This window comes from Candidatus Methylomirabilota bacterium (assembly GCA_036002485.1).
Lineage (GTDB): Bacteria > Methylomirabilota > Methylomirabilia > Rokubacteriales > CSP1-6 > AR37.
This window is the reverse complement of sequence record DASYTI010000033.1, coordinates 46,101-69,677: the sequence shown is the minus strand read 5'-3', so window position 1 is coordinate 69,677 and position 23,577 is coordinate 46,101. Positions and strand designations below refer to the sequence as shown.

20 protein-coding genes and 1 pseudogene are annotated in these 23,577 nt (G+C 67.5%); 10 read left to right on the top strand and 11 right to left on the bottom strand.

Annotated elements, in window-relative coordinates:
• Positions 1-2 precede the first annotated feature (2 nt).
• The 6 genes from VGT00_03895 (at position 3) to greA (ending at position 7,284) form a co-directional block, all read left to right on the top strand.
• Positions 3-1,175: an acyl-CoA dehydrogenase family protein gene (locus VGT00_03895; GenBank protein HEV8530541.1), complete on the top strand. Its 1,173-nt coding sequence runs from the start codon at positions 3-5 to the stop codon at positions 1,173-1,175.
• A 98-nt stretch (positions 1,176-1,273) separates the two neighbouring features.
• Complete coding sequence (locus tag VGT00_03890; protein HEV8530540.1) at positions 1,274-2,494, top strand: MFS transporter; 1,221 nt, start codon at positions 1,274-1,276, stop codon at positions 2,492-2,494.
• 13 nt (positions 2,495-2,507) lie between these two features.
• Positions 2,508-3,341, top strand: a complete 834-nt coding sequence (locus VGT00_03885; GenBank protein ID HEV8530539.1) for a tRNA (adenine-N1)-methyltransferase — start codon at positions 2,508-2,510, stop codon at positions 3,339-3,341.
• 3 nt (positions 3,342-3,344) lie between these two features.
• A complete protein-coding gene (locus VGT00_03880; protein ID HEV8530538.1) occupies positions 3,345-4,730 on the top strand; it encodes an NCS2 family permease in 1,386 nt (461 codons plus the stop codon).
• Positions 4,731-4,816: 86 nt separating this feature from the next.
• The gene (locus tag VGT00_03875) at positions 4,817-6,727 is read left to right on the top strand and encodes a peptidyl-prolyl cis-trans isomerase (protein HEV8530537.1); all 1,911 of its coding nucleotides are present in this window, start codon (positions 4,817-4,819) and stop codon (positions 6,725-6,727) included.
• 68 nt (positions 6,728-6,795) lie between these two features.
• Complete coding sequence (greA, locus tag VGT00_03870; protein ID HEV8530536.1) at positions 6,796-7,284, top strand: transcription elongation factor GreA; 489 nt, start codon at positions 6,796-6,798, stop codon at positions 7,282-7,284.
• 67 nt (positions 7,285-7,351) lie between these two features.
• On the opposite strand, the gene VGT00_03865 is transcribed toward greA, so the two are convergent.
• From VGT00_03865 to VGT00_03820, 10 genes are all read right to left on the bottom strand, one after another.
• Positions 7,352-8,479: a DGQHR domain-containing protein gene (locus VGT00_03865; protein HEV8530535.1), complete on the bottom strand. Its 1,128-nt coding sequence runs from the start codon at positions 8,477-8,479 to the stop codon at positions 7,352-7,354.
• Positions 8,480-8,765: 286 nt separating this feature from the next.
• Positions 8,766-10,460 (bottom strand): IlvD/Edd family dehydratase, encoded by a 1,695-nt coding sequence (locus VGT00_03860; GenBank protein ID HEV8530534.1) that lies wholly within the window; start codon positions 10,458-10,460, stop codon positions 8,766-8,768.
• Between the two features lie 19 nt (positions 10,461-10,479).
• Positions 10,480-11,829, bottom strand: coding sequence for an MmgE/PrpD family protein (locus VGT00_03855; GenBank protein ID HEV8530533.1), 1,350 nt, complete (start codon positions 11,827-11,829; stop codon positions 10,480-10,482).
• The gene (locus VGT00_03850) at positions 11,829-13,253 is read right to left on the bottom strand and encodes an amidohydrolase family protein (protein HEV8530532.1); all 1,425 of its coding nucleotides are present in this window, start codon (positions 13,251-13,253) and stop codon (positions 11,829-11,831) included. Before VGT00_03850 ends, VGT00_03855 begins: the two co-directional genes overlap by 1 nt.
• Entirely contained in the window at positions 13,250-14,134 is an 885-nt protein-coding gene (locus VGT00_03845) for a nitrilase-related carbon-nitrogen hydrolase (GenBank protein ID HEV8530531.1), read from the bottom strand. The genes VGT00_03850 and VGT00_03845 overlap by 4 nt, the downstream gene beginning before the upstream one ends.
• A 29-nt stretch (positions 14,135-14,163) precedes the next feature.
• Positions 14,164-14,925 carry an ABC transporter ATP-binding protein gene (locus VGT00_03840; GenBank protein ID HEV8530530.1) on the bottom strand — a complete coding sequence of 254 codons (762 nt, stop codon included), beginning with the start codon at positions 14,923-14,925 and terminating at the stop codon, positions 14,164-14,166.
• A complete protein-coding gene (locus tag VGT00_03835) occupies positions 14,922-15,806 on the bottom strand; it encodes an ABC transporter permease (protein HEV8530529.1) in 885 nt (294 codons plus the stop codon). The genes VGT00_03840 and VGT00_03835 overlap by 4 nt, the downstream gene beginning before the upstream one ends.
• On the bottom strand, positions 15,788-16,822 hold the full coding sequence (locus tag VGT00_03830; protein HEV8530528.1) for an ABC transporter substrate-binding protein: 1,035 nt from the start codon (positions 16,820-16,822) through the stop codon (positions 15,788-15,790). Before VGT00_03830 ends, VGT00_03835 begins: the two co-directional genes overlap by 19 nt.
• 284 nt (positions 16,823-17,106) lie before the next feature.
• Complete coding sequence (locus tag VGT00_03825) at positions 17,107-18,078, bottom strand: 2-hydroxyacid dehydrogenase (protein HEV8530527.1); 972 nt, start codon at positions 18,076-18,078, stop codon at positions 17,107-17,109.
• Positions 18,079-18,105: 27 nt separating this feature from the next.
• Positions 18,106-18,534, bottom strand: a complete 429-nt coding sequence (locus VGT00_03820; protein HEV8530526.1) for a PaaI family thioesterase — start codon at positions 18,532-18,534, stop codon at positions 18,106-18,108.
• Positions 18,535-18,669: 135 nt separating this feature from the next.
• On the opposite strand from VGT00_03820, the gene VGT00_03815 reads away from it, so the two are divergent.
• The 4 genes and pseudogenes from VGT00_03815 (at position 18,670) to VGT00_03800 (ending at position 22,980) form a co-directional block, all read left to right on the top strand.
• Positions 18,670-19,707, top strand: a complete 1,038-nt coding sequence (locus VGT00_03815; protein HEV8530525.1) for a 2-dehydropantoate 2-reductase — start codon at positions 18,670-18,672, stop codon at positions 19,705-19,707.
• Between the two features lie 117 nt (positions 19,708-19,824).
• Positions 19,825-20,716 (top strand): annotated as a pseudogene (locus VGT00_03810) (dienelactone hydrolase family protein).
• Between the two features lie 12 nt (positions 20,717-20,728).
• The gene (locus VGT00_03805; protein HEV8530524.1) at positions 20,729-21,793 is read left to right on the top strand and encodes an LLM class flavin-dependent oxidoreductase; all 1,065 of its coding nucleotides are present in this window, start codon (positions 20,729-20,731) and stop codon (positions 21,791-21,793) included.
• Positions 21,794-21,990: 197 nt separating this feature from the next.
• Positions 21,991-22,980, top strand: coding sequence for a phosphotransferase (locus VGT00_03800; GenBank protein HEV8530523.1), 990 nt, complete (start codon positions 21,991-21,993; stop codon positions 22,978-22,980).
• 18 nt (positions 22,981-22,998) lie between these two features.
• On the opposite strand, the gene VGT00_03795 is transcribed toward VGT00_03800, so the two are convergent.
• Entirely contained in the window at positions 22,999-23,481 is a 483-nt protein-coding gene (locus VGT00_03795) for a nucleoside deaminase (protein ID HEV8530522.1), read from the bottom strand.
• Positions 23,482-23,577: the final 96 nt, after the last annotated feature.

Sequence of the window (23,577 nt, the reverse complement as noted above, 5' to 3'; positions counted from 1 at the left end):
CGATGGAAAGCTTCCGCGGCGTCGACTACTACGGCATCGAGGCCTTGCTGACCGAGGAGCAGCGGATGGTGCGGGATGCCGTCCGCGACTGGGTGGAGAAGGAGTTCATGCCCATCGTCGCCACGCACCATCGGGACGAAACGTTCCCGCTGGAGGTGGCCAAGCCGCTCGGCGAGATGGGCGTCTTCGGAGCCACCCTCAAGGGCTATGGCTGCGCCGGGCTCGACAATGTCGCCTACGGGCTGATCATGCAGGAGCTCGAGCGCGGGGACTCCGGCCTGCGTTCCTTCGCCTCCGTCCAGAGCGGGCTCGTCATGTACCCGATCCATGCCTATGGCTCGGAGGCGCAGAAGGAGAAGTGGCTGCCCCGGCTCCAGTCCGGCGAGAGCCTCGGCTGCTTCGGCCTCACCGAGCCCGATCATGGGTCAGACCCGGGCTCCATGGCCACCCGCGCGATCAAGAAGGGCAATGAGTACGTGCTCAACGGCACCAAGCTCTGGATCACCAATGGCTCGGTGGCCGAGGTGGCCGTGGTCTGGGCCAAGGGAGACGACGGCGAGATCGGCGGCTATCTCGTCGAGCGCGGCACCCCGGGCTTCTCCACGCTCGACATCCACGGCAAGTTCTCCATGCGCGCGTCGATCACCTCGGAGCTCGCCTTCGCGGATTGCAAGATCCCGCTCGAGAACAAGCTGCCCGGCGTCAAGGGGCTCAAAGGCCCGCTCGGCTGTCTCTCCCAGGCCCGCTACGGCATCGCCTGGGGCGCCATCGGGGGGGCCATGGCCTGCTATGACTGGGCGCTGCAGTATGCTCAGCAGCGCATCCAGTTCGGCAAGCCCATCGCCTCCTTCCAGCTCGTCCAGCAAAAGCTGGTCTGGATGATCACGGAGATCACCAAGGCGCAGCTCCTGTGTCTCCGGCTCGGTCAGCTCAAGGACGAGGGCAAGGTGCGCGCGCAGCAGATCTCCATGGCCAAGATGAACAACGTCCAGATGGCCCTCGACACGGCCCGCCTGGCCCGCGACATGATGGGGGCCGCGGGCATCGTGGACGAGCACCCCGTCATTCGTCACATGCTGAACCTCGAGACGGTGAATACCTACGAGGGCACCCACGACATCCACACGCTGATCATCGGCCGCGACATCACGGGACTGGACGCCTTCGGCATCTGAGCCTATCTCCCGCTGGCCAAGCTGGTCCTGGGAAGTTTGGGCACCCAGTGCCCGATCGCGGTCATCAGCGCGAGGCGCTTGGTGTAGCATGGGGTTCCATGACTCCAGACCGGATCGCTCCGGCAGTAGCGCTGCCGCGTGCCGCTGTCGCCGCTCCCTCCGTTTCCGAGCGGGCGCGACCGAACTACAAGCTGCTGGGGCTGCTCGCCCTCGGCCATCTCGTGATCGACACCAATCAGGGCTCGCTGCCCGCGCTCTTGCCGCATCTCAAGTCAGGACTGGGGCTCACGTACGCGGCCACGGGCGTCATCGTGCTGATGGCGAACGTGACCTCATCGCTGATCCAGCCGCTCTTCGGCTTCCTCGCCGACCAGACGGCGCGGCGCTGGCTCCTGCCCGTATCCGTCTTCCTCTCTGCCGTCGGCATCTCCTTCACCGGCGTGGCACCGTCCTATTACGCCGTGCTCGCCCTCGTGATGCTGGGCGGCTTCGGCGTGGCCGCCTATCACCCGGAAGGCTATCGGACGGCCACCCAGGTGGCGGGCGAGCGCAAAGCCACGGGCGTGTCGATCTTCTCGACGGGCGGAAACATCGGGATCGCCCTGGGCCCGCCCGTGATGACGGCGCTGGTGACGACGCTGGGGTTGCCGGGCAGTCTCGGGCTGCTCATCCCGGGACTTCTCGTGGCGGGGCTTCTCATGGCCGTGCTGCCCGGGCTCTCGCGGCCGCTGCCCGCGCGGACGCAGGGTGCCTCGCGGGCGCCGAGGACCATGGTCGGGGCCATGTCGCTGCTCATCGTGGTCGTGGCGATCCGGTCCTGGACCCAGATCGGCTTCAGCACCTATGTCCCCTTCTACTACCTCGAGGTCCTCAAGGGCGACCCGCGCATGGTGGGCACGCTCCTCGCCGTCTTTCTCGGGGCGGGTGCCGCGGGCACCCTCATCGCGGGACCTATCTCGGACCGCATCGGCCATCGGCGCTACATGGTCGGCGTCTTCTTTCTCGCCACGCCGCTCGCCGTCGGCTTCATGCTCGTGAGCGGTATCTGGAGCTTCATTCTGCTCGCCGCCCTCGGCGTCGTCCTCGTCTCGACCTTCACGGTCTCGGTCGTGCTCGGGCAGGCCTATATGCCGCGCAATGTGGGGATGGCTTCGGGGCTCATCGTGGGGTTCGCCATCGGGGCGGGCGGCACGGGCGCCACCGTCCTCGGCTGGATCGCGGACCACTGGGGCCTGCCCTCGGCCCTCTGGATCTCGGCCCTCACGCCCGTGCTCGGCTGCCTCCTCGCCTTGACCCTGCCTGAGCCGCGCCCGCGCTGAGGAGATCACGCGCGTGACCGCCCTCCACCACTTTCAGGACGGCGAGCAAGTCCTGCTCATCGACCAGCGCGGCAAGCGCTACCTTCTCCTCCTGAGAAAAGGCGATACCTTCCACTGCGACCGGGGCTGGATCCACCACGAGGCCATCATCGGCCAGTCCGACGGCGCCTGGGTGCGGACCTCGAAGGGCACGCGCTGTCTGGCCATCCGACCCACGCTGGCCGAGTACGTGCTCGACATGCCGCGCGGCGCCCAGGTCATCTATCCCAAGGACCTGGCCATGGTTCTCTTCTGGGCGGACATTTTCCCTGGCGCGCGCGTGCTGGAGGCGGGCACGGGCTCGGGCGCGTTGACCCTGGCCCTGCTGCGCGCCGTGGGCCCGGAGGGCAAGGTCATCACGTATGAGCAGCGGGAAGACTTCGCCCGGCGCGCCCTCGCCAATATCCACACCCGCATGGGCGAGGTGACGAACCTGGCCGTGCGACTGCGGCCCGTGCAGGAGGGACTGGGGGAGGAGGAGCCGGTGGACCGCGCGGTCTTCGATCTGCCCGAGCCCTGGCATCTCGTCGAGCCCGTCACCCGTTCCCTGCGCCCGGGCGGTATCTTCCTCTCCTACTTGCCCACCATCGTGCAATCGCACCAGCTCTCCGAGGCCCTGCGGCGGCATCCCGGGTACGCGCTCGTCGAGACTTTCGAGACGCTGATGCGCCCGTGGAATATCGACGGGCTCTCCGTGCGTCCCTTTCATCGGATGGTTGCCCACACGGGCTTCATCACGGTGGCGCGCCGGGTCGTACCGGAAGAGGGCGTCACCGTGCGCCCCATCGAGACCGACCAGAGCTACTGAGCGGTGCTCGAACGCTTCTTCGAGTTGTCCCATCGTGGCGCGAGCGTGGGGGCCGAGGTGCGCGGCGGCCTCACCACCTTCATGGTGATGGCCTATATCATTTTCGTGAATCCCGCCATTCTGGGATTCGCGGGTATCCCGGATCTGCAGGGCCAGGGCCCGGGCTTCGCCGCCACTCAGGCCGCCACGTGCCTCGTGGCCGGCGTGATGACCATGGCCATGGGGCTTGTCGCCAACTACCCGCTGGCTCTGGCCTCGGGTATGGGGCTCAATGCCGCCGTCGCCTTCCAGCTCGTGGCCGCCATGAAGCTGCCCTGGCCGGCCGCCATGGGCGTCATCGTGCTCGAGGGCGTGGTCATCACCATCCTGGTCCTGACCGGTCTTCGCGAAGCGATCATGCATGCCATCCCCGCTTCGCTCAAGCGGGCGATCGGGGTGGGCATCGGGCTCTTCATTCTCTTCATCGGTCTCAATACCGCGGGCATCGTCAAGCCAGGCCCGCCCGGCGTGCCCGTGACCCTCGGCGAGCTGACGGCAGCGCCCGTGGCCGTGGCGCTCTTCGGGCTCCTGCTCATGGTGTGGTTCCAGTCGCGGGGCATGTCGAGCGGGCTCTTGGTGGGCATCGTTCTGACCACGCTGCTTGCCGTGGTCGTCAACGCGTGGACGGGCGGGCGCGCCTTTCCCCTGCCGGGGCAAGCGGTGATCCCGAAAACTCTCGTGGGCTGGCCCGACCTGTCGAGTCTTGGCGCGGGCCTTGATTTCACGGTCTTTGCCCGGGTGGGCGCGGTCGCCGCCGCGGTCACCATCTTCTCCATCATGCTCTCCGATTTCTTCGACACCATGGGCACGGTCATCGGGATCGGCACCGAGGCGGGATGGGTGGGTCCGGACGGGCGGCTGCCCCGCCTGAACCGCGTGCTCCTCGTGGATTCACTCGCGGCGGTGGCGGGCGGCGCCGCCGGCGCCTCCTCGGCCACGACCTATGTCGAGTCAGCCGCGGGCGTGGCCGCCGGAGCCAAGACCGGGCTCGCCTCGGTGGTGACCGGCCTCTGCTTCCTCGTGGCCCTCTTCTTCGCGCCGGTGGCGGGGGTGGTGCCCGCCCAGGCCACGGCCCCCGCGCTCATCCTGGTCGGATTTCTCATGATCCGTCTGGTGCGCGACATCCCCTTCGGCGACCTCGAGGAAGGCTTCCCCGCTCTTCTGACCGTGACCCTCATGCCCTTCACCTACTCGATCACGGACGGCATCGGGGCGGGCTTCGTCGCGTACTGTGTCATCAAGCTTCTTCGCGGCAAGGGGGCCCAGGTGCATGCCATGATGTACGGGACGGCCGCCGCCTTCGTGATCTACTTCGCCATGCCCGCCGTGCGCGCCCTCCTGCGCGCCTGAGCACGGCTCGATCCTTGTGGTAGGCTAGATAGTCCGTCGCCACCGCGTCGGAATCTTCCGCAAAATCTTCCAAGGAGGCCCGTTCGTTGATCACGGCCATGCGCGAGTACTTCCGGGGGATGAAGCTCATCCTCCTGGTCGTGGGCGTCGCCTTCATCGCCACCAGCCTCGTCTTCTACGGCTCCACGTCGCTCCGGGGCGAGGGTGCCAAGGCCTCCGCGCAGATCGCGACTGTCAACGGGGAGGACGTCCCGCCCGCGCGGTACCAGCGCGTGCTGCGGAATTACCTCGAGTTCTACCGCCGGACTTATCAGCAGAACCTCACCCCGGAGATGGCGGAACGCGTGGGGCTGACCCAGCAGGTGATCAACGAGCTGGTCCAGGAGGCCCTCATCCTCCAGCAGGCCAAGCGCGAGGGCATCACCGTCAGCGACGAGGAGCTGCGCCTGCGCATCCAGGGAATTCCCGCCTTCCTGGAGGATGGTCGCTTCTCTCTCGACCGGTACAAGATGCAGCTGAAGCAGATCCGGATGGAGCCCGCGGAGTTCGAGAGCGAGGTGCGCCGGGAGATGCTGCGCCAGCGCATCGAGACCCTCGTCAAGGACGGCATCAAGGTCTCGGACCCCGAGGTCGAGCAGGCCTACGGGCTCCGTTACGAGCGGATCCGTGCGGAGTGGGCCTATGTCGAGGCGGCTCCCCTCATGGCGCAGGTGACGGTGAGCGACGCGGACGCAGAGGCGTATCTCAAGAGCCACGAGGCGCGCTTCAGCCGGCCCGAGCGCCGGAAGATCCAGTACGTTCTCCTCACCCCCAAGGCCTTTGCCCAGGCCGTCTCCGATCAGGAGGCCGAGAGCTACTACAAGGAGCACGGGGCGGAGTTCGACAAGCCGAAGCGGTTCAAGACGGCGCACATCCTCGTACGGGTGCCTCCCACGGGGGGCAGCGAAGCCGAGAACAAGTCGAGGGCCAAGATCGAGGAGGCCATCCGCCGCGTGAAGGCGGGCGAGGACTTCGGCAAGCTCGCCAAGGAGATCTCCGAGGACACGGCCACGGCGGGACAGGGCGGCGATCTGGGGTTTGTCGGCAAGGGCGAGATGGTGCCGCAGTTCGAGGAAGGGGTCTTCGCGCTCAAGAAGGGCGAGGTCTCGCCCCAGCCGGTGAGGACGCCGTTCGGATATCACGCCATCAAGGTCTCCGATGTCCAGGACGCGGGCGTGCAGCCCTTCCGTGAGGTGGCGCCCAAGATCAAGGAGAAGCTCGGCGCCGAACGGAGCGAGCGCGCGGCTCAGGCCAAGGCCGACGAGGCCCGTCCGGCCTTGGCGGCCGCGAAGGACTTCGCCGCCGACGCGAAGCGACTCGGCCTCGAGGCCAAGGAAACGACCATCGCGCGCGGCGACGGGCTCGAGGGAGTAGGGCGCGATCCCGGAGTCGAGGAGGCGCTCTTCGGTCTGGCCGTGGGCGGCGTCACCCCCCCGGTGAAGATGGCGCTGGGCATCGTGATCGCCAAGGTGACCGAGCAATTCCCCGCGGGCGTGCCGCCCTTCGCCGAGATCAAGGACCGTGTCGTCGAGACCATCAAGCGCGAGCGCGCCCAGGCGGCTGCGGAAGAGCGCGCGAAGGCCTTGGCATCCTCTGTGGGCGCGGGTGATCTGCTCGCCGCGGCCAGACGCGACAAGCTGCCGGGCGGCGAGACGCCGCTCTTCTCACGGGCGGAGCCGCCGAAGGAGCGCGAGACGCTGCCGGGCGCCGTGCTGCTGGCCGCCCTGCAGACGCCTGCGGGCAAGCTGAGCGAGCCCGTGAAGACGGCCACGGGGGCCTACGTCGTGCAGACCCTCGAGCGGCGGCCGGCCGATCCGCAAGGCTTCGACAAGGCCCGCGATCAGCTGCGCACCCAGCTGCTCGAGCAGAAGCGCGCCTTCGCCTGGGAGCGCTGGATCAAGGCCCTCTACGCGGGCGCCAAGATCAAGGTTCAGGGCGAGACCATCAGTGTCAACTGATGTCGGGTCGATGGGCGTGCGACGTCCGTGCGCCAGCTCATCCATGACTGCGGTCGCAGGATAGGCCGATGTCGGTCCAGCGCACGCCCATGACCCGCGAGGGTCACGTCCGCCTCCAGGAAGAGCTCGAGCGCTTGAAGCGCGTGGAGCGGCCCGCCATCACCAAGGCCATCGCCGAGGCGCGCGCCCACGGTGACCTCTCCGAGAACGCCGAGTATCACGCCGCCCGCGAGAAGCAATCCTTCACCGAAGCGCGGATCAAGGAGCTGGAGGGCAAGCTGGGCGCGGCCGAAGTCATCGCGCCGCCGACCTCAGGCGATCGGGTCACCTTTGGCTCGACGGTCAGGCTCGAGGATGAGACCGGGAAGGAAAGCCGGTATCAGATCGTGGGATCGGACGAGACCGATCCGGCGCGGGGCCGCATCTCCGTCATGGCGCCGCTGGCGCGCACGCTCATCGGCAAGAAGGTCGGCGATACGGTGACCGCGCAGCTCCCGGGGGGCAAGAAGACCTTCGAGATCCTCGCCGCGAACTTCCCCATGGATGGAAAAGCCTAGCAGAATCCTGCGGGTTGCATCCCTCTCCCCTCGGGGGAGAGGGCAGGGTGAGGGGGCAAACGGCAGCCTAGCGGAGGGCGTCTCGCAGTTCGCGCGTCAGCGCTTCCACCGTGCCGCGGGTGCCGCCCTGGAGCTTGTTCTTCCATTCGGCCTCGGTCTCGAAGCGCCGGTCGCGCAGCCGCTCGCCCCAGGGCTTGACCGCCTCGCGGATCGCGTTGTGGTCGAAGGCGTCGCGCTTGAGCTCGCGGGCGCGCGCCATCACGTCGGGCGCCACGCGGATGAAGGCGCGGAGCGCCGCGCCCGTCTTGATCGAGTACTTACGGCCTGCCCACGCCGTGGGAAAGACCCCCGACACCGCTTTCATGTAGTTCAGGAAGAAGCGCTTGGCGTTCTGGCGGAGCTCGTTCATGCGCGCGCCGCCCCCGATCTTCTCGACGGTCTCCAGGAAGTCCACGATCTCCTCGGCGAGCGGAGCCTGCGAGACCCGCCCGCGCCCGGTGCCGAGCATCTTGATCTCGCCGTGCAACGGCGAGGTCTCGTCCTCGTTGAGCGAGCGGATCACGTCGTGGGCCAGGGCCTGGTTCGGATCGGGGTAGAGCTTGCGCCCGGCCAGGCTCACGATGTGCGAGGGATTGAGCCGCGTGTGCTTGGCATTGATGGTGACGAAGAGCTCGACGATCTGGCGCGCGTCGAGGCGGTCGAAGAGCACGGCCGGGACCTCGATGCCCATGTTCTCTCCCGCCTGGGTGAGCGCGTGGAGGGCGAGCAGCCGGTGCTGGCCGTCCAGCACGCGGAGGACGCCATGCTCCTCGGGGATCTGCAGGAGCCCGAGATCGTGCTGGCTCGCCATCGGCGTGAAGGTGAAACGCTTCTCGGAGGTGATGATGACCGCGCCGGGAATGGCGGGCAGCGTGCCCGCGTCCTTGCAGTCGCGATAGTAGCTGACCAGCTCGTCGATCTTGCGGCGGATGACCGGACGCTGGTAGGCGGCCTCGCTCTCGCCGATCCGCTTCTCGAGGGCCTCCCAGTTGACCCGCGAGCGGTTTCCGCGCTTGGCCTTGGTAGGAGGAGCGGCCGCACCCGCGTAACCCAGGACCTCGAACTTGACCAGGCGATCGATATCCTTGGCAGAGAAGGACGCCTGAAAGAACTCCACACCGAATTGTTTCACACGGTGCGCGGGAACGGTGATCATGAACTCCTCCACCTAGTTCAGTTGAGCCAGAAGCAGTCGAGTGGAGCCTTAGTAGAGTAATAAATGGATAAACCCCTGTCAACATGTGCTTTTTTGAGGACTGCCCTGCCAGGACGGCACCCCACATGATGTGGATTTTGCCAGCCACGTCCACAACAGGTGGGTAAGCTGGGGATGGATCGTCTAAGTAGCTGAAAAGACTACGATGTGGTCAGAACGGGCGGTGGAGAACCGGCAAATGCCGGATTTTCCGGCCGAAATACGTCAGAACCAACCGGCCGAAGGCCTATCTGATCGCGCTCTTCTTTAAGAAGTCGAAGTCGCAGCCCTGATCGGCCTGGAGCACGTGGTCCATATAGAGGCGTCGATATCCACGGTTCGGAGCCGGCGCTTCGGTGCGAGCCGCCTGTCGCTTCGCGAGCACGGCCTTGTCCACGACGAGATCGAGCCGGCGATCCTTCACGCTGAGCCTGATGCGATCGCCCGTTTTAGCCAAGGCCAGCGGCCCGCCCACGGCGGCCTCGGGCGTGACATGCAGCACGATGGTCCCGAAGGCCGTCCCGCTCATCCGCGCGTCTGAGATGCGCACCATGTCCTTGACGCCGGCGCGCGCCAGCTTCTGCGGGATGGGCAGATAGCCTGCCTCGGGCATGCCGGGAGCGCCCTTGGGCCCCGCATGCTTCAAGACGAGGATGCTCTCCGGCGTCACGGGCAGCGCGGGATCATCCACACGCGCGGCGAGGTCCTCCAGCGAGTCGAAGACCACGGCCGGCGCCTCGATCTCGAAGAGGCGCGCATCCGCGGCGGAGCGCTTCAGGATAGCGCCGCCCGGGGCCAGCGAGCCGAAGAGCGCGACGAGGCCGCCCACGGGCAGGATGGGCTCGCTTCGCGGCCGGATCACCGAGTGGTCGACGTAGCGCGGAGTCGCCTCCAGCCGGTCGCCGAGCGTCTCGCCGGTGACGGTGAGGCAGCCCAGGTGGAGCTGGAGGCGCAGCTCGGCGAGCACGGCGCCGAGCCCGCCCGCGTTGAAGAAATCCTCCATGTAGAAATCGCCGGAGGGCTTGAGGTCGACGAGGACGGGCGTCTCGTCGGAGATGGCGTTGAGACGCTCGAGCGAGATGGGCACGCCCACGCGTCCGGCGATGGCCGTGAGATGAATGATGGCGTTGGTCGAGCCGCCGATGGCAAGGAGCACGCGCACTGCGTTCTCGAATGCCTCGGCGGTCAGCACGCGATCGGGCGTGATTCGCGAGGCGGCCAGCCGCACCGCCGCCTCGCCGGTGGCTTCGCCCGCGCGCAGCCGGTCGGCGTGGACGGCGGGAATGGCCGCGGTGCCCGGCAGGGTCATGCCGAGCGTCTCGGCGACGCAGGCCATGGTGCTGGCCGTGCCCATGACGGCGCAGGTGCCGGTGGTCGTGGCCAAGCGGCTCTCCACGCCGTCGATCTCCTCTCGCGAGATGGCTCCCGCGCGATAGCGTGCCCAGAAGCGTCGGCAATCGGTGCAGGCGCCCAGCCGCTCGTTCTGCCAGCGGCCCGTCATCATGGGACCCGTCACCAGCTGGATGGCGGGCACGCCGGCCGAGGCCGCGCCCATGAGCTGAGCCGGCACCGTCTTGTCGCAGCCGCCCACCAGCACCACCGCGTCCATGGGCTGGGCGCGCACCATCTCCTCGACGTCCATGGACATGAGGTTGCGGTACATCATGCTGGTCGGGTCGAGAAAGACCTCGCCGAGCGAGATGGTGGGGAACACGAGGGGCAGCCCGCCCGCGGCCAGCACGCCGCGCTTGACGGACTCGATGAGCTCCGGGAGCGCCCGGTGACAGTTGTTGAAGCCCGAGCCCGAGTCCGCGATTCCCACGATGGGCTTGGCGAGGCTCGCCGACGAGTAGCCCATGGAGCGCGCGAACGAGCGCCTCAGATAGAGCGCGAAGTCGCGGTCGCCGTAGTTGGTCAGTCCGCGCGAGAGTCCGTGGTCCATGCTGTTGGGAACGGCGCGGTCACGCGGGGGTCGGTACCAGGAGCGCGGTCAGGTCGCGAATATCCTTGAGACCGTCCATGCCCTCGACGACCTCCACGATCTCTCGGGCGCGGGCCGCGCCGAGGGGGCCGCCGGCGAGCGAGTGAAACTTGGCGACGATCTCGTCCTGGGCGACGGGATTGACGGCATCGCCGCGCACCACGCCGGTCTTTCGCGAGAGCACTCGCCCGTCGCCGAGGGTGATCCGCACCTCGGCCGTGGGATAGTCGGTGCGCTTGAGGGCCATCTCGGGATCGGCGGCGATCTCGACGCGCGCGGCCAGGTTACGGATGCGCGGATCGGCCAGCCGCGACTCCTCGAAGGCCGCGACATCCGTGCGCCCGAGCACGAGGGCGGCGGCCACAGCATACGGGATGGAGAACTTGGCGCCGAGCATGTTCGTGGGCGCCGCCTCCGCCATGCGCAGGCCGAAGGGGACGGAGGTGATCTGCACCCGCGCCACCTGCTCGGCCGTGAGCTTGGACTCCGCGCGCAGCGCCATGATGGCGTCCAGCGCCGGGTGGTTCATGCGGCAGCAGGCGTGGAGCTTGAAGTAGTTCTGCTCGATCCGGTAGTGCTCGCCGAGGCCACGCACGGCCTCCTCGGGCTCGAAGCGATCGGCCAGGATGGTCCCGTAGACATCGGACGGCGCGTCCTCGAGGGCGGTGAAGCCCGCCCGAAGCAGATCCACGGCGAGAATGCCCTCGAGCCCCGAGCGCCCCGGATAGGCATTCCTGATGGTGGCGCCTTCGAGGGCGGGCGTCCAGGTGTTGGCCGGGCTCATCGACGCCGAGAGATTGATGACGCGCCTCATGTCGTCCGCTGCGAGATCATTCAAGCGCGCGACGGCCGCCGCGGTGCTGATGGTGCCCCAGGTGCCGTGGGAGTGGACGTTGGGACGCGCGAGCGTCGCCCCGCCGATGCGCGAGCCGATTTCATAGCCCGCGATCACGCTCTCGAGAAGCCGGCCGCCGTCGGCACCCATTTCCTCGGCGACGGCGAGCGCTCCGGGAATGACGTGGATGGCCGGATGGCCGCCGCCCAGGCGATTGCCTTCGTCCATCTCCAGGGCCACGCCGGCCGTGGCATTGGTGAAGGCGGCGAGGAACGAATCGGCCTTGAGGGCGTGACCGAGCAGGCTCGAGCTGCCGTGGGGCGCGCGGCGGGCGGCCATGCGGGCCAGCCGTCCGTTCTCGGGGAGCGCGCTCCCCGCCACGATGGCGCCCATCGTGTCGAGCAGCACGAGCTTGGACGCTTTGACCGTGGAGGCGGGAAGATCGGCTACGCGAATGCCGCAGGCGAAGCTGGCCAGCCGCGCGAGATAGTCCATCAGCGCACGGCGCCGCCGAGGGGGGCGATGGGTCCACCCCGCGCGAGGAACTGGCCATAGCCGGGCTTCTGCTCGAGCGTGCCCTGGTTGAGCACGACCTGGCCGCGCAGGAGCGTCATCCAGGCCTTGCCGTGCGCCGGCCAGCCTTCATACGGCGTGAAGCCCGCGATGCCGAGATGCTGCTTCTGCTCGATGGTCCAGGCGGGCGCGGGATCCCAGATGGTCAGGTCCGCATCCGCGCCCACGCGGATCACGCCCTTGCGCGGGTAGAGGCCGAAGATGCGCGCGGGGTTCTCGGCCATCACGCGTGCCATCCAGGTTACGGGCAAACCGCGATTGACCACGCCCTCGCTCCACATGAGCGAGGTCAGCGTCTCGAGCGAGGGCGCCCCGAAGGGGATGGGTTTGCCCTCTGTATCCACGAAGATGTTCGTCCGCCCAGGCTCCTTGGCCGCGGGCACGCGAGGGGAATGATCGCTCGCCACCGTCGACACGAAGCCCTGCGCGGTGCCCGCCCAGAGCGCGTTCTGATTGACCCCGTCGGCCGAGCGGAGGGGCGGGCCGATCTTGGCGAAGGGACCGAGACGCTCCATCTCCTTGTCGTTGAGCAAGAGGTATTGCGGGCAGGTCTCGGCCCAGACCCGCTGGCCTTCGCTCTGCGCCCGCTTGATGCGCTCGAGGCCAAGCCGGGTCGAGAGGTGGACGACATAGACGGGGCACTCGGCGAGCTTGCCGATCAGGATGGCGCGATTGATCGCCTCTTCTTCCGTCCAGTCGGGGCAGGTCCCCGGGAAATCCACGGGCGCCGTGCGCCCCGCCGCGATGGCCTTGTCCTCGAGGTAGCAGAGGATGTCGCCGTTCTCGCAGTGGAGCTGGCAGACGCCGCCCAGGCGGCCGAGGATGTCCATGGTCTTGGCGATGAACTCGTCGGAGACCATACGCTTGGGCCGCTTCTTGTACGTCATGAAGAGCTTGAAGGACGACACGCCCATCGAGAAGGCCTCGGCCAGGCCGGAGAGGATGGGGGGCTCGTGATTCAGGATGAAGTGGAAGCCGAAGTCGAGGACGGAGAGGGCCTGCGCTTCCTCGCGCAGCCGCGCCACGGCCTTGGGCAGCCTCTCGCCTTCGTCATAAATCACGAAGGGGAGGAGCGTGGTCAGGCCCGTCTGGGCGGCGGCGAGCGGGGCCGTCTTCCAGTCGTCGTACTCCGGGCCGACGTGGAGATGGCAGTCGATGAGCCCGGGCAGGACGTATCGCCCTCCCGCGTCGATGACGCGGTCGGCGGGGGGCAAGAGCTCCTCGGGACCGATGGCGGCGATCTTGTCGCCCTTGATGGCCACGGCCGCCTCGAAGACATCGGAGGCGGTCACGATCCGACCGCCGCGGACGATGGTGTCGACGCGCGGAGCGGTGAGTGCGCTCATCGGTGCGGCTCCTTCTCCGTCACGGGCTGGAGCAGGGTGGCGTAGTGCTGGGGCTGGCGGCGGCCGAGGAAGTTCCATCGCTTGCGCACAGGCGTCATCTGATCCAGGTCGATGCGCGAGACCACCAGCTCGTCGCCCGTGGTGGCCGCCTTGGCGAGCACCTGGCCGACAGGGTTGATGATGCACGAGCCGCCGATCAGCTCGATGCCGTCTTCCACGCCCGCTTTCGCGACGCCGACCACGAAGCACGCGTTGGCATAGGCGCCGGACCGCATGCACAGCTCGTTGAGGTCGAGAGCCAGCGCGGAGATGGGCGTGTTGTACCCGATCAGGATGATCTCGGCACCCTGGAGGGCCAGGGCCCGGTAGCTCTCGGGATAGCGGCGGTCCTGACAAATCGCGATGCCCACCTTGGCGCCGCAGGCCTCGAAGACCTTGTAGCCCGTGTCGCCGTGGGCGAAGTAATAGGGCTCGTAGACCTGGGCGAAGCCGTCGGCGGCCTTGGTGCCCGGGAGGTGGATTTTCCTGAAGGTCCCGACGAGCCGGCCTCCCGTGTCGGTCAAGAGCGCCGTGTTGAAGTACTTGCCGTCGGCCTTCTCGCAGAAGCCGACGTGGACGGCGACCCTGGCTTCCTTGGCGCGACGGAGCACGGGCTCGAGCGCCTTGGGCGGTATCTCGGTCTCGAAGAACTGATCGAAGTCCTTGCGGATCTTCTTGGGGAAATAGGTGGTGAGCGCCATCTCGGGATAGGCGATGAGCTCGGCGCCCTGCGCCTTGGCCTGCTCGAGGAGCGCGAGCATGCGCTCGACGATCTCCTCGCGGCTGCTACTTTCCTGATTGGGCCCCATCTGGGCGGCGGCGACGGTGACGATCCTAGCCATGGGCTCTCCTCTGCGGTGTTTTCAGTATCCTACCCGGTGACGCCGAGCTTGGCGACCTCTTCGCGGACCAGGCGCTTGATCTCCCGCTCGAGGGAGACGAACTCCGCGCTCGAGCGCTCACGCGGATGGGGCAGGGTCACGTCCACGATCTCCTTGATGGTACCGGGCTGCGTGGCCATGACCACGATGCGGTCGGCGAGGAAGATGGACTCGGAGATGCTGTGGGTGACGAAGACCACGGTCTTCTTGTCCTGCTGCCAGATCCTGAGCAGCTCCTCCTGCATGACCTCGCGGGTCTGGGCGTCGAGGGCGCCGAAGGGCTCGTCCATCAGGAGCACCGAGGGATGGTTGGCGAGCGCCCGCGCGATGGCCACCCGCTGCTTCATCCCGCCCGAGAGCTCGCGAGGGTACTTGCCCTCGTGCTCGGCGAGGCCCACCAGCGAGAGGTACTGGCGCGCGGTGGCGCGGCGGGCCGCGCGCGTCACGCCCTGGATCATGGGGCCGAACTCCACGTTCTCGATGGCCGTGCGCCAGGGGAAGAGCGCGTACTCCTGGAAGACCACGCCGCGGTCGGCCCCCGCGTGGGTGACCTCGCGGCCGTCCACCAGGATGTGGCCCGTGGTGGGCTCGAGGAAGCCCGCGATCATGTTCAGGAGCGTGGACTTGCCACAGCCGGAGGGCCCGAGGAGACAGGTGAAGCTGTTCTCTGACAGCTCGAGACTCACCTCGTCGAGGGCGAGGGCGCCCTCCGTGTAGCTCTTGGACACGCGCTCGATCTGGATGGACCTCACGACTGGCCCCGCGACTCCGCGCGCCAGCGCAGGAGACGGCCCTCGAGCTTGCGCAGGAGCACATTGGCGAGCACGCCGATGATGCCGATCACGGCCGCGCCCAGGAGCATGTTGGCGACGAGGAAGAAGGTCCGGGCGTCATTTATGAGATAGCCCAGCCCGGAGTCGGCGGCGATGAACTCCGCCGCCACGATGACGAAGAAGGACAGCCCGAAGGCCAGCCGCAGGCCCGTGATGATATTGGGCGTGGCCGCGGGCAGCACCACGTGCCAGAAGATCTGACGCTCGGTGGCCCCGAGGCTCGAGGCGGCCCGGATCAGCACCGGATCGACGTACTTGATGCCTTCGACCGTGGTGGTGAAGACGGGAAAGAAGGCGGCATAGGCGATGAAGGCGACCTTGGACGATTCGCCAATGCCGAACCACAGCACCATCATGGGCAGGAAGGCCAGGGGCGGAATGGGCCGCAGCATCTCGAGCGTCGGCTCGACCAGATGCTCCAGCACGCGGGAGCGGCCGAGGGCGGTGCCCACGACGACGCCGAGGACGGCGGCAATACCGAAACCCCAGAGGACCCGCGAGAGGCTCGCCGTGATGTGCCTCAGGAGCTCGCCCGAGGCGGCCATCTTGATCCCCGCCTGCAGGACCGCGTGGGGAGCGGGCAAGAGCACGGGGTTGAAGACCTTGAGCACATGCGCGTTGAGGAGGCTCACGCCCCACCACAGCGCGAAGAAGAGCAGCAGCGAGCACACGCGTAGCAGGACAGCGAGGGGGCGGCCGAGGGTCTTCCGCGGTCTCGGTCTCGCCGCGGCCGTGCTCGGAATGTCCGGTCGAGGAGAGACCGCGGCCGCGCCCGGCGTGTTTACCGCTTGGGCTTCCATGTCACGAGCTTCGGATCGATCTCGGCCAGGAGCTTGGGGGCCAGGATGTCCTCGGGCGCGACGGGCCCCTGGATGCGATTGATGCCGAGGGCCCAGTCGCTCTGGAACCGGATGCTGTTGGCCACGTCGTCGGTGAGGGCCAGGCTGTACTTGTTCTGCTCGGTCATCGCCTCGATGGCGTCGCGATCGATGCGGAGCTGCGAGACGAGCGCCTCGAGCGCCTTGGGCCGGTCCTTGACCATGAGGTCGTTGGCCTTGAGGAGCGCGCGCAGCACGGCCTTGAGCGTATTGGGCTTGTCCTTGATCCAGGCGTCGGCGGCCATGAGGACCGAATGGTTGAATTGCAGCTTGTCGGTGGCCGGATACGGCTCCGGCTTGCCTCCGATGAACGAGGTGGTGCCCGTCACGTACATGGTGCCGCCCATCTTGACGAGCCGGAAGAGGTTCGGCTGCCAGCCGAGGAAGCCCTGGACGTCTCCCTTCGATGCCGCGACCACCCCTTCCGACGGCTGCATGTTGACGAGCGTCACCTTGGAGGCATCGAAGCCGTAGATCTTGGCGAGCTTGGCCAGGATGAGCACCTGGGAATTGCCCTGGGTGAAGGCGAGCTTCTTGCCTTCGAGCTCGCGCGGATGGCCGAGCTTCACGCCGGGGGAGAGGGCGAAGCCCTGGGTGCCCGCGATGTCGGCGAGAGCGGAGATCGTGTGGACGGGAAGCTTCTGCCCGCCCAGGACGATCTGCGTGAAGGTGCCGCCGGTGCCGAGATACTGGCTGCCCCCCGCCATGAGGGTGATGACATCGGCGGCCGACTGCTGCCAGCGTACGTTGACGGTGAGGCCGACCTCCTTGAAGTAGCCGAAGGCATCCGCGATGGCAACCTGGGATCCGAGCTGTGGATCGCGGACGGCCGCGATCTCGATCTCCTTCTGCTCGATGGCGCCTTGAGCGCGGGCATGCCCAGGGGCGACGGTGAGGGCGAGCAAGATCAAGGCGAAGAGTCGAATGGCTGTGGCCACGACGTCCTCCTGAGATGGCGGTATGAAGCGTGGATCAGTGCTGCTCTAGGGAGATACTCCCATGCCTGTCCATTGGCAAGCTGCCGAAGACGCCGACACTCCGCGCCCCCTGCTTACCTCTCACTCACCCGGATGTATCACCCTGCCCTCCCCCCCGATGGGGGAGAGGGATGAATGAAAAGTCTCAACCTCAACGACGTCGTCTTGTTGCTTGGTAATTATCCCTCTCCCCGTCGCGGGGGAGAGGGCAGGGTGAGGGGGGTGACTCGACGAGCCGCGCGTCGCTACCTCATCTCCGGAATCACCCAGAGCGGCTTCTCCCCGCGCGCCACCCTTTGCACGTTGTCGAATGCGTTCCGGAACGCCTTCGGCCAGTTCTCCCACGTCGGCCCCGCCGAGTGCGGCGTGAAGGTCACGTTCTCCAGCCCGAAGAGCGGATGGTTGATGAGCGGCGGCTCCTCGACCATGACGTCGAGCCCCGCGGCCGCGATCTGCTTGGAGAGAAGCGCGTGCCGCAGCGCCTCCTCGTCGACCACGGGGCCGCGGCACGTATTGATGAAGATGGCCTCCTTCTTCATCATGGCGAACTCGCGGGCGCCCATCATCTTCCGCGTCGCCTCGTTCAGGGGCACGTGCAGGGTGACCACGTCGGAGGTCTGGAGCAGCTCGGGGAAGAGCGTGAACTTCACGCCGATGGCGTCCTCCTGGTCTTCGCTGAGCCGCGCGATGTCGTAGTACTGCACGTCCATGTCGAAGGCGAGGGCCCGGCGCGCCACCTTCTTGCCGATGGTGCCGAGCCCCACGATGCCCAGCGTCTTGCCGGCCAGCTCGTAGGTGCGCGTCTCGGAGAAGTCACCCACGCGCCACTTGCCGTGCACGACATTGTCGTGATGCCACGACAGCTTCTTGTACACGGCCAGGATCAGCATCATGGTGTGCTCGGCCACCGCCACGGAATTGGAGCCGCCGTTGTTCGCGATGGGCACGCCCGCCTTCTTGGCCGCGGCCAAATCCAGGCGGTCGTAGCCGGCGCTGATGAGCTGGATGAGCTTGAGCCCCGGCGCGGCCTTGAAGAAGTCCGGCCCCATCCCGGCCCGCGGAAAGCCCACGTAGTACTCCGCCCCGGCCACCGTCTTGAGGAAGTCAGGGCTGTCGGAATCGGTGACGACCAGCTCGAACCCCTGGGGCACCATGCTGCGGGCTCTTTCCATGATGGGGTCGGGCATCTTGGGAGCGAAGACGATCTTGGTGGCCACGATGGGGTCTCCTTTGATCCTGCTCGTCTAGGGCTTGGTGGTCAGCAGCATGTAGGTGGCACGGCCCACGGCGACCAGACGGCCCGAGGCATCGCTGATGCGGGCCTCGCCGAAAGCGATGGTGCGGCCGCGGCGGAGGAGGCGTCCCTCGGCGAAGAGATCGCCGTCGCCCGCCGCCGCGAGAAAGCTCACGTTGAGGTCGAGGGTGCTCTGGCCCACGCCGCCCCCCGGCCCTTCGTGGGTGGTGCCGACGGCGCCGCCCACGGCCATGTCCACGAGCGCGCTCAGCACGCCGCCGTGCACGGGCGCGCCCACGGCGTTGCGGAGCCCATCCTTGACGGGCACGCGCAGCTTGACCCAGCCCTCCCCGGCCTCCTCGACGTTCACCTCCAGATGCCGCCAGAAGAGGTTTTCCTGGGCGCGCTCACGGGCGAGAGTGAGGGGATCGGTGGGCATGGGTGAAGGGCTAGGTTATACCGAAAATGCGGGCGAGACTCAACGCCACCGCTCGGACTCACCACAGGCTCGCGAAGTGCTATGCTCGCGGCTCCGGGCGCGAGGCGCCCGAAATCCACGAAGGCAGGGGGAGACATGGCGACCAGGATCGGCATCATCGGCGCGGGGGCAATCGGGTCTGTCGTCGGCGGCATGCTGACGCGGGCTGGGCACGATGTCACGCTCATCGATCAATGGCCGGACCACATCGAGGCCATCAAGCGGCACGGTCTCCGGCTCTCGGGCACCTGCGGCGAGCACCTGATTCCCGTCAAGGCGCTGCACATTCACGAGACGCAGGGGCTCCGCGAGCCCTTCGACGTGATCTTCATCTCGGTCAAGAGTTATGACACCGAGTGGGCGACGGCCCTCGCCACGGTGTATCTCCGCCAGCCCTCCGGCATCGTGGTGGACTTCCAGAACGGGATCAATGACGAGCGCGTGGCCGCCGTGGCGGGACGCGAGCGGACGCTCGGCTGCGTCATCACCATCAGCGCCGGCATGTACGAGCCCGGCCACGCCATCCGCACCGACAGGGGCAGCATCGGCTTCAAGATCGGCGAACACGACGGCAAGGACACGCCGCGCGCCCAGGAGATCGCCCGCATCATGAATGACGTCGCGGTCACCAAGGTGACGCCCAATCTCTGGGGCGAGCGGTGGTCCAAGCTCGCCGTCAACTGCATGGTTAATCCGATCTCGGGGCTCTCCGGCTTCGACTCCGCCGAGGCGCGGACCAATCATGTCCCGCGCCGCATCGCCGTCTTCACCGCGGCCGAGGTCATCCAGGTGGGCCGGGCGCGCGGCTTCGAGGTCGAGCCGATCTACAGCATCGCCACCCAGCGCTTCGTGGACGCCGTGGCGGGCGACGGCCTCGCCGAGGTCGAAGCCGACATGTCCCGCGATGCCAAGAGCCGCGTGGGCGGCCGGCCCTCCATGCTCCAGGACGTGATGAAGGGCCGCCGCACCGAGATCAACTACCTGAACGGCTACGTGGCGGATCAGGGGCGCCAGGTCGGCGTCAAGACGCCCATCAACGACAAGATCGTCGAGCTGGTCAACGCCCCTGGGGTGGGCCAGCTCAAGCCGGATCCCAAGAACCTCGACCCCCTCTGGGCCATGGTCCCGCACTAGAGGAACGCCGGACAAGATCAACGGAGAATCTCGGGGTGGTGCAAGGGCCCGACCCCCTCACCCTGCCCTCTCCCCCAATGGGGAGGGATTTGGCCGAGAGGCATGGAGGTCACGCGCATGGAGCGAAAGAGAGCGGCGGATTTCGATCAGGAGCTTCTGAACCTCTTCGATCAGTATGTCCACGGGGCCATCGACCGCCGCGGCTTCCTGGATCGCGCGACGAAGTTCGCGGTGGCCGGCATGACGGCCGCCATGCTTCTCGACGCGCTGAATCCGAAGTTCGTGGAAGCACAGCAGGTACTCGAAGGACGACAAGCGCCTCAAGACTCAGTACGTCGACTACGAGTCGCCGCAAGGGTCGGGGAAGATGCGCGCGTACCTGGCGCGGCCGAGCGACGCCACCGGCAAGCTGCCGGGTATTCTCGTCGTCCACGAGAATCGCGGACTCAACCCCCACATCGAGGACATCACGCGGCGCCTCGCCCTCGACAATTTCATGGCCTTCGCGCCCGATGCCCTGACGCCGCTGGGCGGATATCCCGGCGGCGAGGACAAGGCGCGGGAGCCGTTCGCGAAGCTGGATGAGGCGAAGTCCCGCGAAGACTTCGTGGCCGCGGCGGCTATCTTGAAAGCCCGGTTTGACTGCACCGGCAAGATCGGCGTGGTGGGCTTCTGCTATGGGGGCGGCATCGCGCACATGCTGGCCACGCGCCTGCCGGATCTTGCCGCAGCCGTCCCGTTCTACGGCACCCAGCCCACCGCCTCGGAGGCCGCCAAGATCAAGGCGCCCCTCCTAGTTCACCATGCGGAAAACGACGAGCGGATCAACGCGGGCTGGCCCGCCTACGAGACCGCTCTGAAGGCGAGCAACGTGACATACGCTATGTATCAGTATCCGGGCACGCAGCACGGATTCAACAACGACACCACGCCACGATACGACGAGGCCGCCGCCAAGCTTGCCTGGCAGCGGACGCTGGAGTTCTTCACCAAGCACCTGCGGGGCTAGGCGCGGGCCGACATGCGTTTCGGCGTCTGCTTCATGGCCAATATCGACGAGATCGGGTTCTTCACCCATGCCGAGAGCCTGGGCTTCGATTCCGTCTGGGTCACGGACAGCCAGATGCTGTACTCCGACTGCTACGCGGTGCTGGCGCTGGCCGCCAAGGCGACCACACGCCTCCGCATCGGGCCCGGCACCGCGATCTCCGGCACGCGCATCCCGCCCGTGCACGTGGCGGGCGTGGCCACGATCAACCGGCTAGCCCCCGGGCGTGTGCATCTCGGCATCGGCACGGGCAACACGGCCATGCGCACGATGGGCCAGCGGCCGATGCGCGTGGCCGACTACGCCGAGTACCTCCGGGTCCTGAGCGCGCTCCTGCGCGGCGAGGTGGTGGACTACACCTACAACGGCGTCACGCGCCCCATCCAGATCCTCATGCGCGACCGCGAGTACATGAACCTCGAGCCGAGAATCCCCCTTTACGTCTCGGGCTTCGGGCCGCGGGCCATGGAGCTGGCGGGGCAATACGGCGACGGCCTGGTGTTCGCCATCCCGCCACGCGGGGTGCCGGTGGCGGAGGCCCTGGGGTATGCGGGAAAGGGCGCGGCGCGAGCCGGCCGCGCTCTCGAGGGCTTCCGCAACTGCGCGCTCACCAACATCGCGCTGCTCGACCCGGGCGAGGCCGTGGACTCCGAGCGGGTGATTCGCACCATCGGGCCCAACGTCATGGCCAGCGTCTACTATTTCTACGATGAAGTGCACGAGCGGGGGATCGATCCGCCGCCCTTCCTCCGGCCCATGTGGAAACGGTACTGCGCGCTCGTCGAGAAGACCCCGCCCGAGCACCGGCACTTCCGCACCCACGAGTTCCACTACACGCACCTGCATCCGGGGGAGGCCGAGCTGATCGATGCCGACCTGATCCGCGCCACGTGCCTGGTCGGCTCCGCAGAGGAGCTCGTCGAGCAGATCCGCGAGCTCGGCCGCCAGGGTCTGCAGGAGCTCATGTTCGCCACGGGTGTGGACGAGAAGTGGGGCTTGGCCGAATCCTTCGCGCGCCGGGTGATGGCGCGCGTCTAGCGACCGGTGATCGAGCGGCATCACCAGCATCGGGTAAGACCTGACCACCGATCCGGCCATCCCGTTGATGTTCGCGGTCGAGTCCGCTACAGTCCTCAGCCATCATGGCGACGGGCATCCCGCGTCGATTCGAGGACATCACGCCTGCCGGCCTAACCTCCCTCTTGCGTCAAAGTGGCGCCCTGCGTGCCGGTAGCGTGACGGCCGTCACGACCGAGTCGATCGGGACGGGCGTCGGCTTCCTCGGTCAAGTGGCCAGGATTCGTCCCACCTACGAGCGGCGCGACGACACTGCCCCGTGGAGTCTCGTCGGGAAGCTACCTACGCTGGATCCGGGGGGCCGCGAGATCTGTCGATTGTTCAGATTCTACGAGCGCGAGATCTGTTTCTACCGTGATCTCGCTCACCGCGTGCCGCTGCGGGTGCCGCGCTGCTACGCGGCCGCCATGGACGTGGCCGCCGACAAGTACCTCATCCTGCTGGAGGACCTCGGGTCCCTCTCGATGGGGAACGATGCGGCGGGATGTTCGGCGACGGAAGCCGAGCTCGCCATCCGGAGGATCGCGGGGCTTCATGCGGCCTGGTGGGCCAGCCCGGAGCTGGAGCGGCTGGATTGGATTCCCACGAGCAATGCGCCCGTGCACCAGTTCGCCGAGCCCGCCTACCAGGCGGCCCTCGTGCCTTATCTGAGGACGTTCGGCGACCATCTCTCGCCGAGGATGCGGGCGATCACCGAGAGTATGGGCACCCACGTCGTCGACCTGCTCAACAGCTTCACCGCGCCCCCGATGACGATCGCCCACGGCGACTATCGCCTCGACAATCTTTTCTTCGCCGATACGGGGCTAGCCGTCATCGACTGGCAGATTGCCTTCCGCGGACGTGGTGCGTTCGATGTCGCCTATTTCCTGTCCGGCTGCCTCGAGCCTCCGGTACGGCGGGCGGAGGAGATGCGCCTTCTCCGTCTCTGGCACGAGCTCGCAACGGGCGGCCGCGGGGACTACACGTTCGAGGATGCGCTCAGCGACTATCGGCGCTCGGTCCTGTATTGCAACGTCTACACGGTCATCGCCACCGGCTCGCTGAACCCAGCGAACGAGCGGGGGATGGCGGTATTCCACGCGTGGCTTCGGCGCCGGAGCGCGGCCATCGAGGATCTGGATGCGGGCGAGCTGATGCCCCGATGAGAGGCCCCACGGTGACGCTCACGTGCGGCCGGTGCTGCTTTCCAGGCGGAGGGCGGCGCATTCCTCGTAGAGAATCCCGTCGACGATGGTGACGGGCTGGTCGACCATGGCCAGCAGCTTCTCGATCGCGTAGTCGCCGAAGTGCAGGCCCATCCGGGCGTAGCGGGCGCCGATGACGACCCGGGCGATGCCGGATACGCAGATGGCGAAGCAGCACATGGCACAGGGCTCCACGGTGGTGTAGAGCACGCAGTCGGCGAGCGGACCCTGCCCCGCGCGGTAGGTGGGATTCACGACGCGGAGGCGGGTGGAGAGGCGTCGCAGGGCCACCGTCTCCGCGTGGGCGGTGACGTCGAAGGTGGACACTGCCTCGTTGTGGCCGCGCGCGAGCACTTCGCCGCCGCGCGCGATGACGCCGCCCACCGCCATGTTGCCCTCGGCGCGGCCGGCGCGCGCTTCTTCCAGGGCGATCCGCATGAACCGCTCGTGCTCTGTATCCATATCGCCTCTCCTCCGGAGCGTTCGACGTGTGGGCAGACAGCTACGCTCTTCGCATGCCCAACGCCGCATTGCAAGACCTTGCCCCAAGCCCTCGCG

Coding starts and splice junctions, on each gene's coding strand:
- VGT00_03895 (HEV8530541.1), top strand. CDS start 3: ATGGAAAGCTTCCGCGGCGTCGACTACTACGGCATCGAGGCCTTGCTG.
- VGT00_03890 (HEV8530540.1), top strand. CDS start 1,274: ATGACTCCAGACCGGATCGCTCCGGCAGTAGCGCTGCCGCGTGCCGCT.
- greA (HEV8530536.1), top strand. CDS start 6,796: ATGTCGGTCCAGCGCACGCCCATGACCCGCGAGGGTCACGTCCGCCTC.
- VGT00_03865 (HEV8530535.1), bottom strand. CDS start 8,479: ATGATCACCGTTCCCGCGCACCGTGTGAAACAATTCGGTGTGGAGTTC.
- VGT00_03860 (HEV8530534.1), bottom strand. CDS start 10,460: ATGGACCACGGACTCTCGCGCGGACTGACCAACTACGGCGACCGCGAC.
- VGT00_03855 (HEV8530533.1), bottom strand. CDS start 11,829: ATGGACTATCTCGCGCGGCTGGCCAGCTTCGCCTGCGGCATTCGCGTA.
- VGT00_03850 (HEV8530532.1), bottom strand. CDS start 13,253: ATGAGCGCACTCACCGCTCCGCGCGTCGACACCATCGTCCGCGGCGGT.
- VGT00_03845 (HEV8530531.1), bottom strand. CDS start 14,134: ATGGCTAGGATCGTCACCGTCGCCGCCGCCCAGATGGGGCCCAATCAG.
- VGT00_03835 (HEV8530529.1), bottom strand. CDS start 15,806: ATGGAAGCCCAAGCGGTAAACACGCCGGGCGCGGCCGCGGTCTCTCCT.
- VGT00_03820 (HEV8530526.1), bottom strand. CDS start 18,534: ATGCCCACCGATCCCCTCACTCTCGCCCGTGAGCGCGCCCAGGAAAAC.
- VGT00_03815 (HEV8530525.1), top strand. CDS start 18,670: ATGGCGACCAGGATCGGCATCATCGGCGCGGGGGCAATCGGGTCTGTC.
- VGT00_03805 (HEV8530524.1), top strand. CDS start 20,729: ATGCGTTTCGGCGTCTGCTTCATGGCCAATATCGACGAGATCGGGTTC.
- VGT00_03795 (HEV8530522.1), bottom strand. CDS start 23,481: ATGGATACAGAGCACGAGCGGTTCATGCGGATCGCCCTGGAAGAAGCG.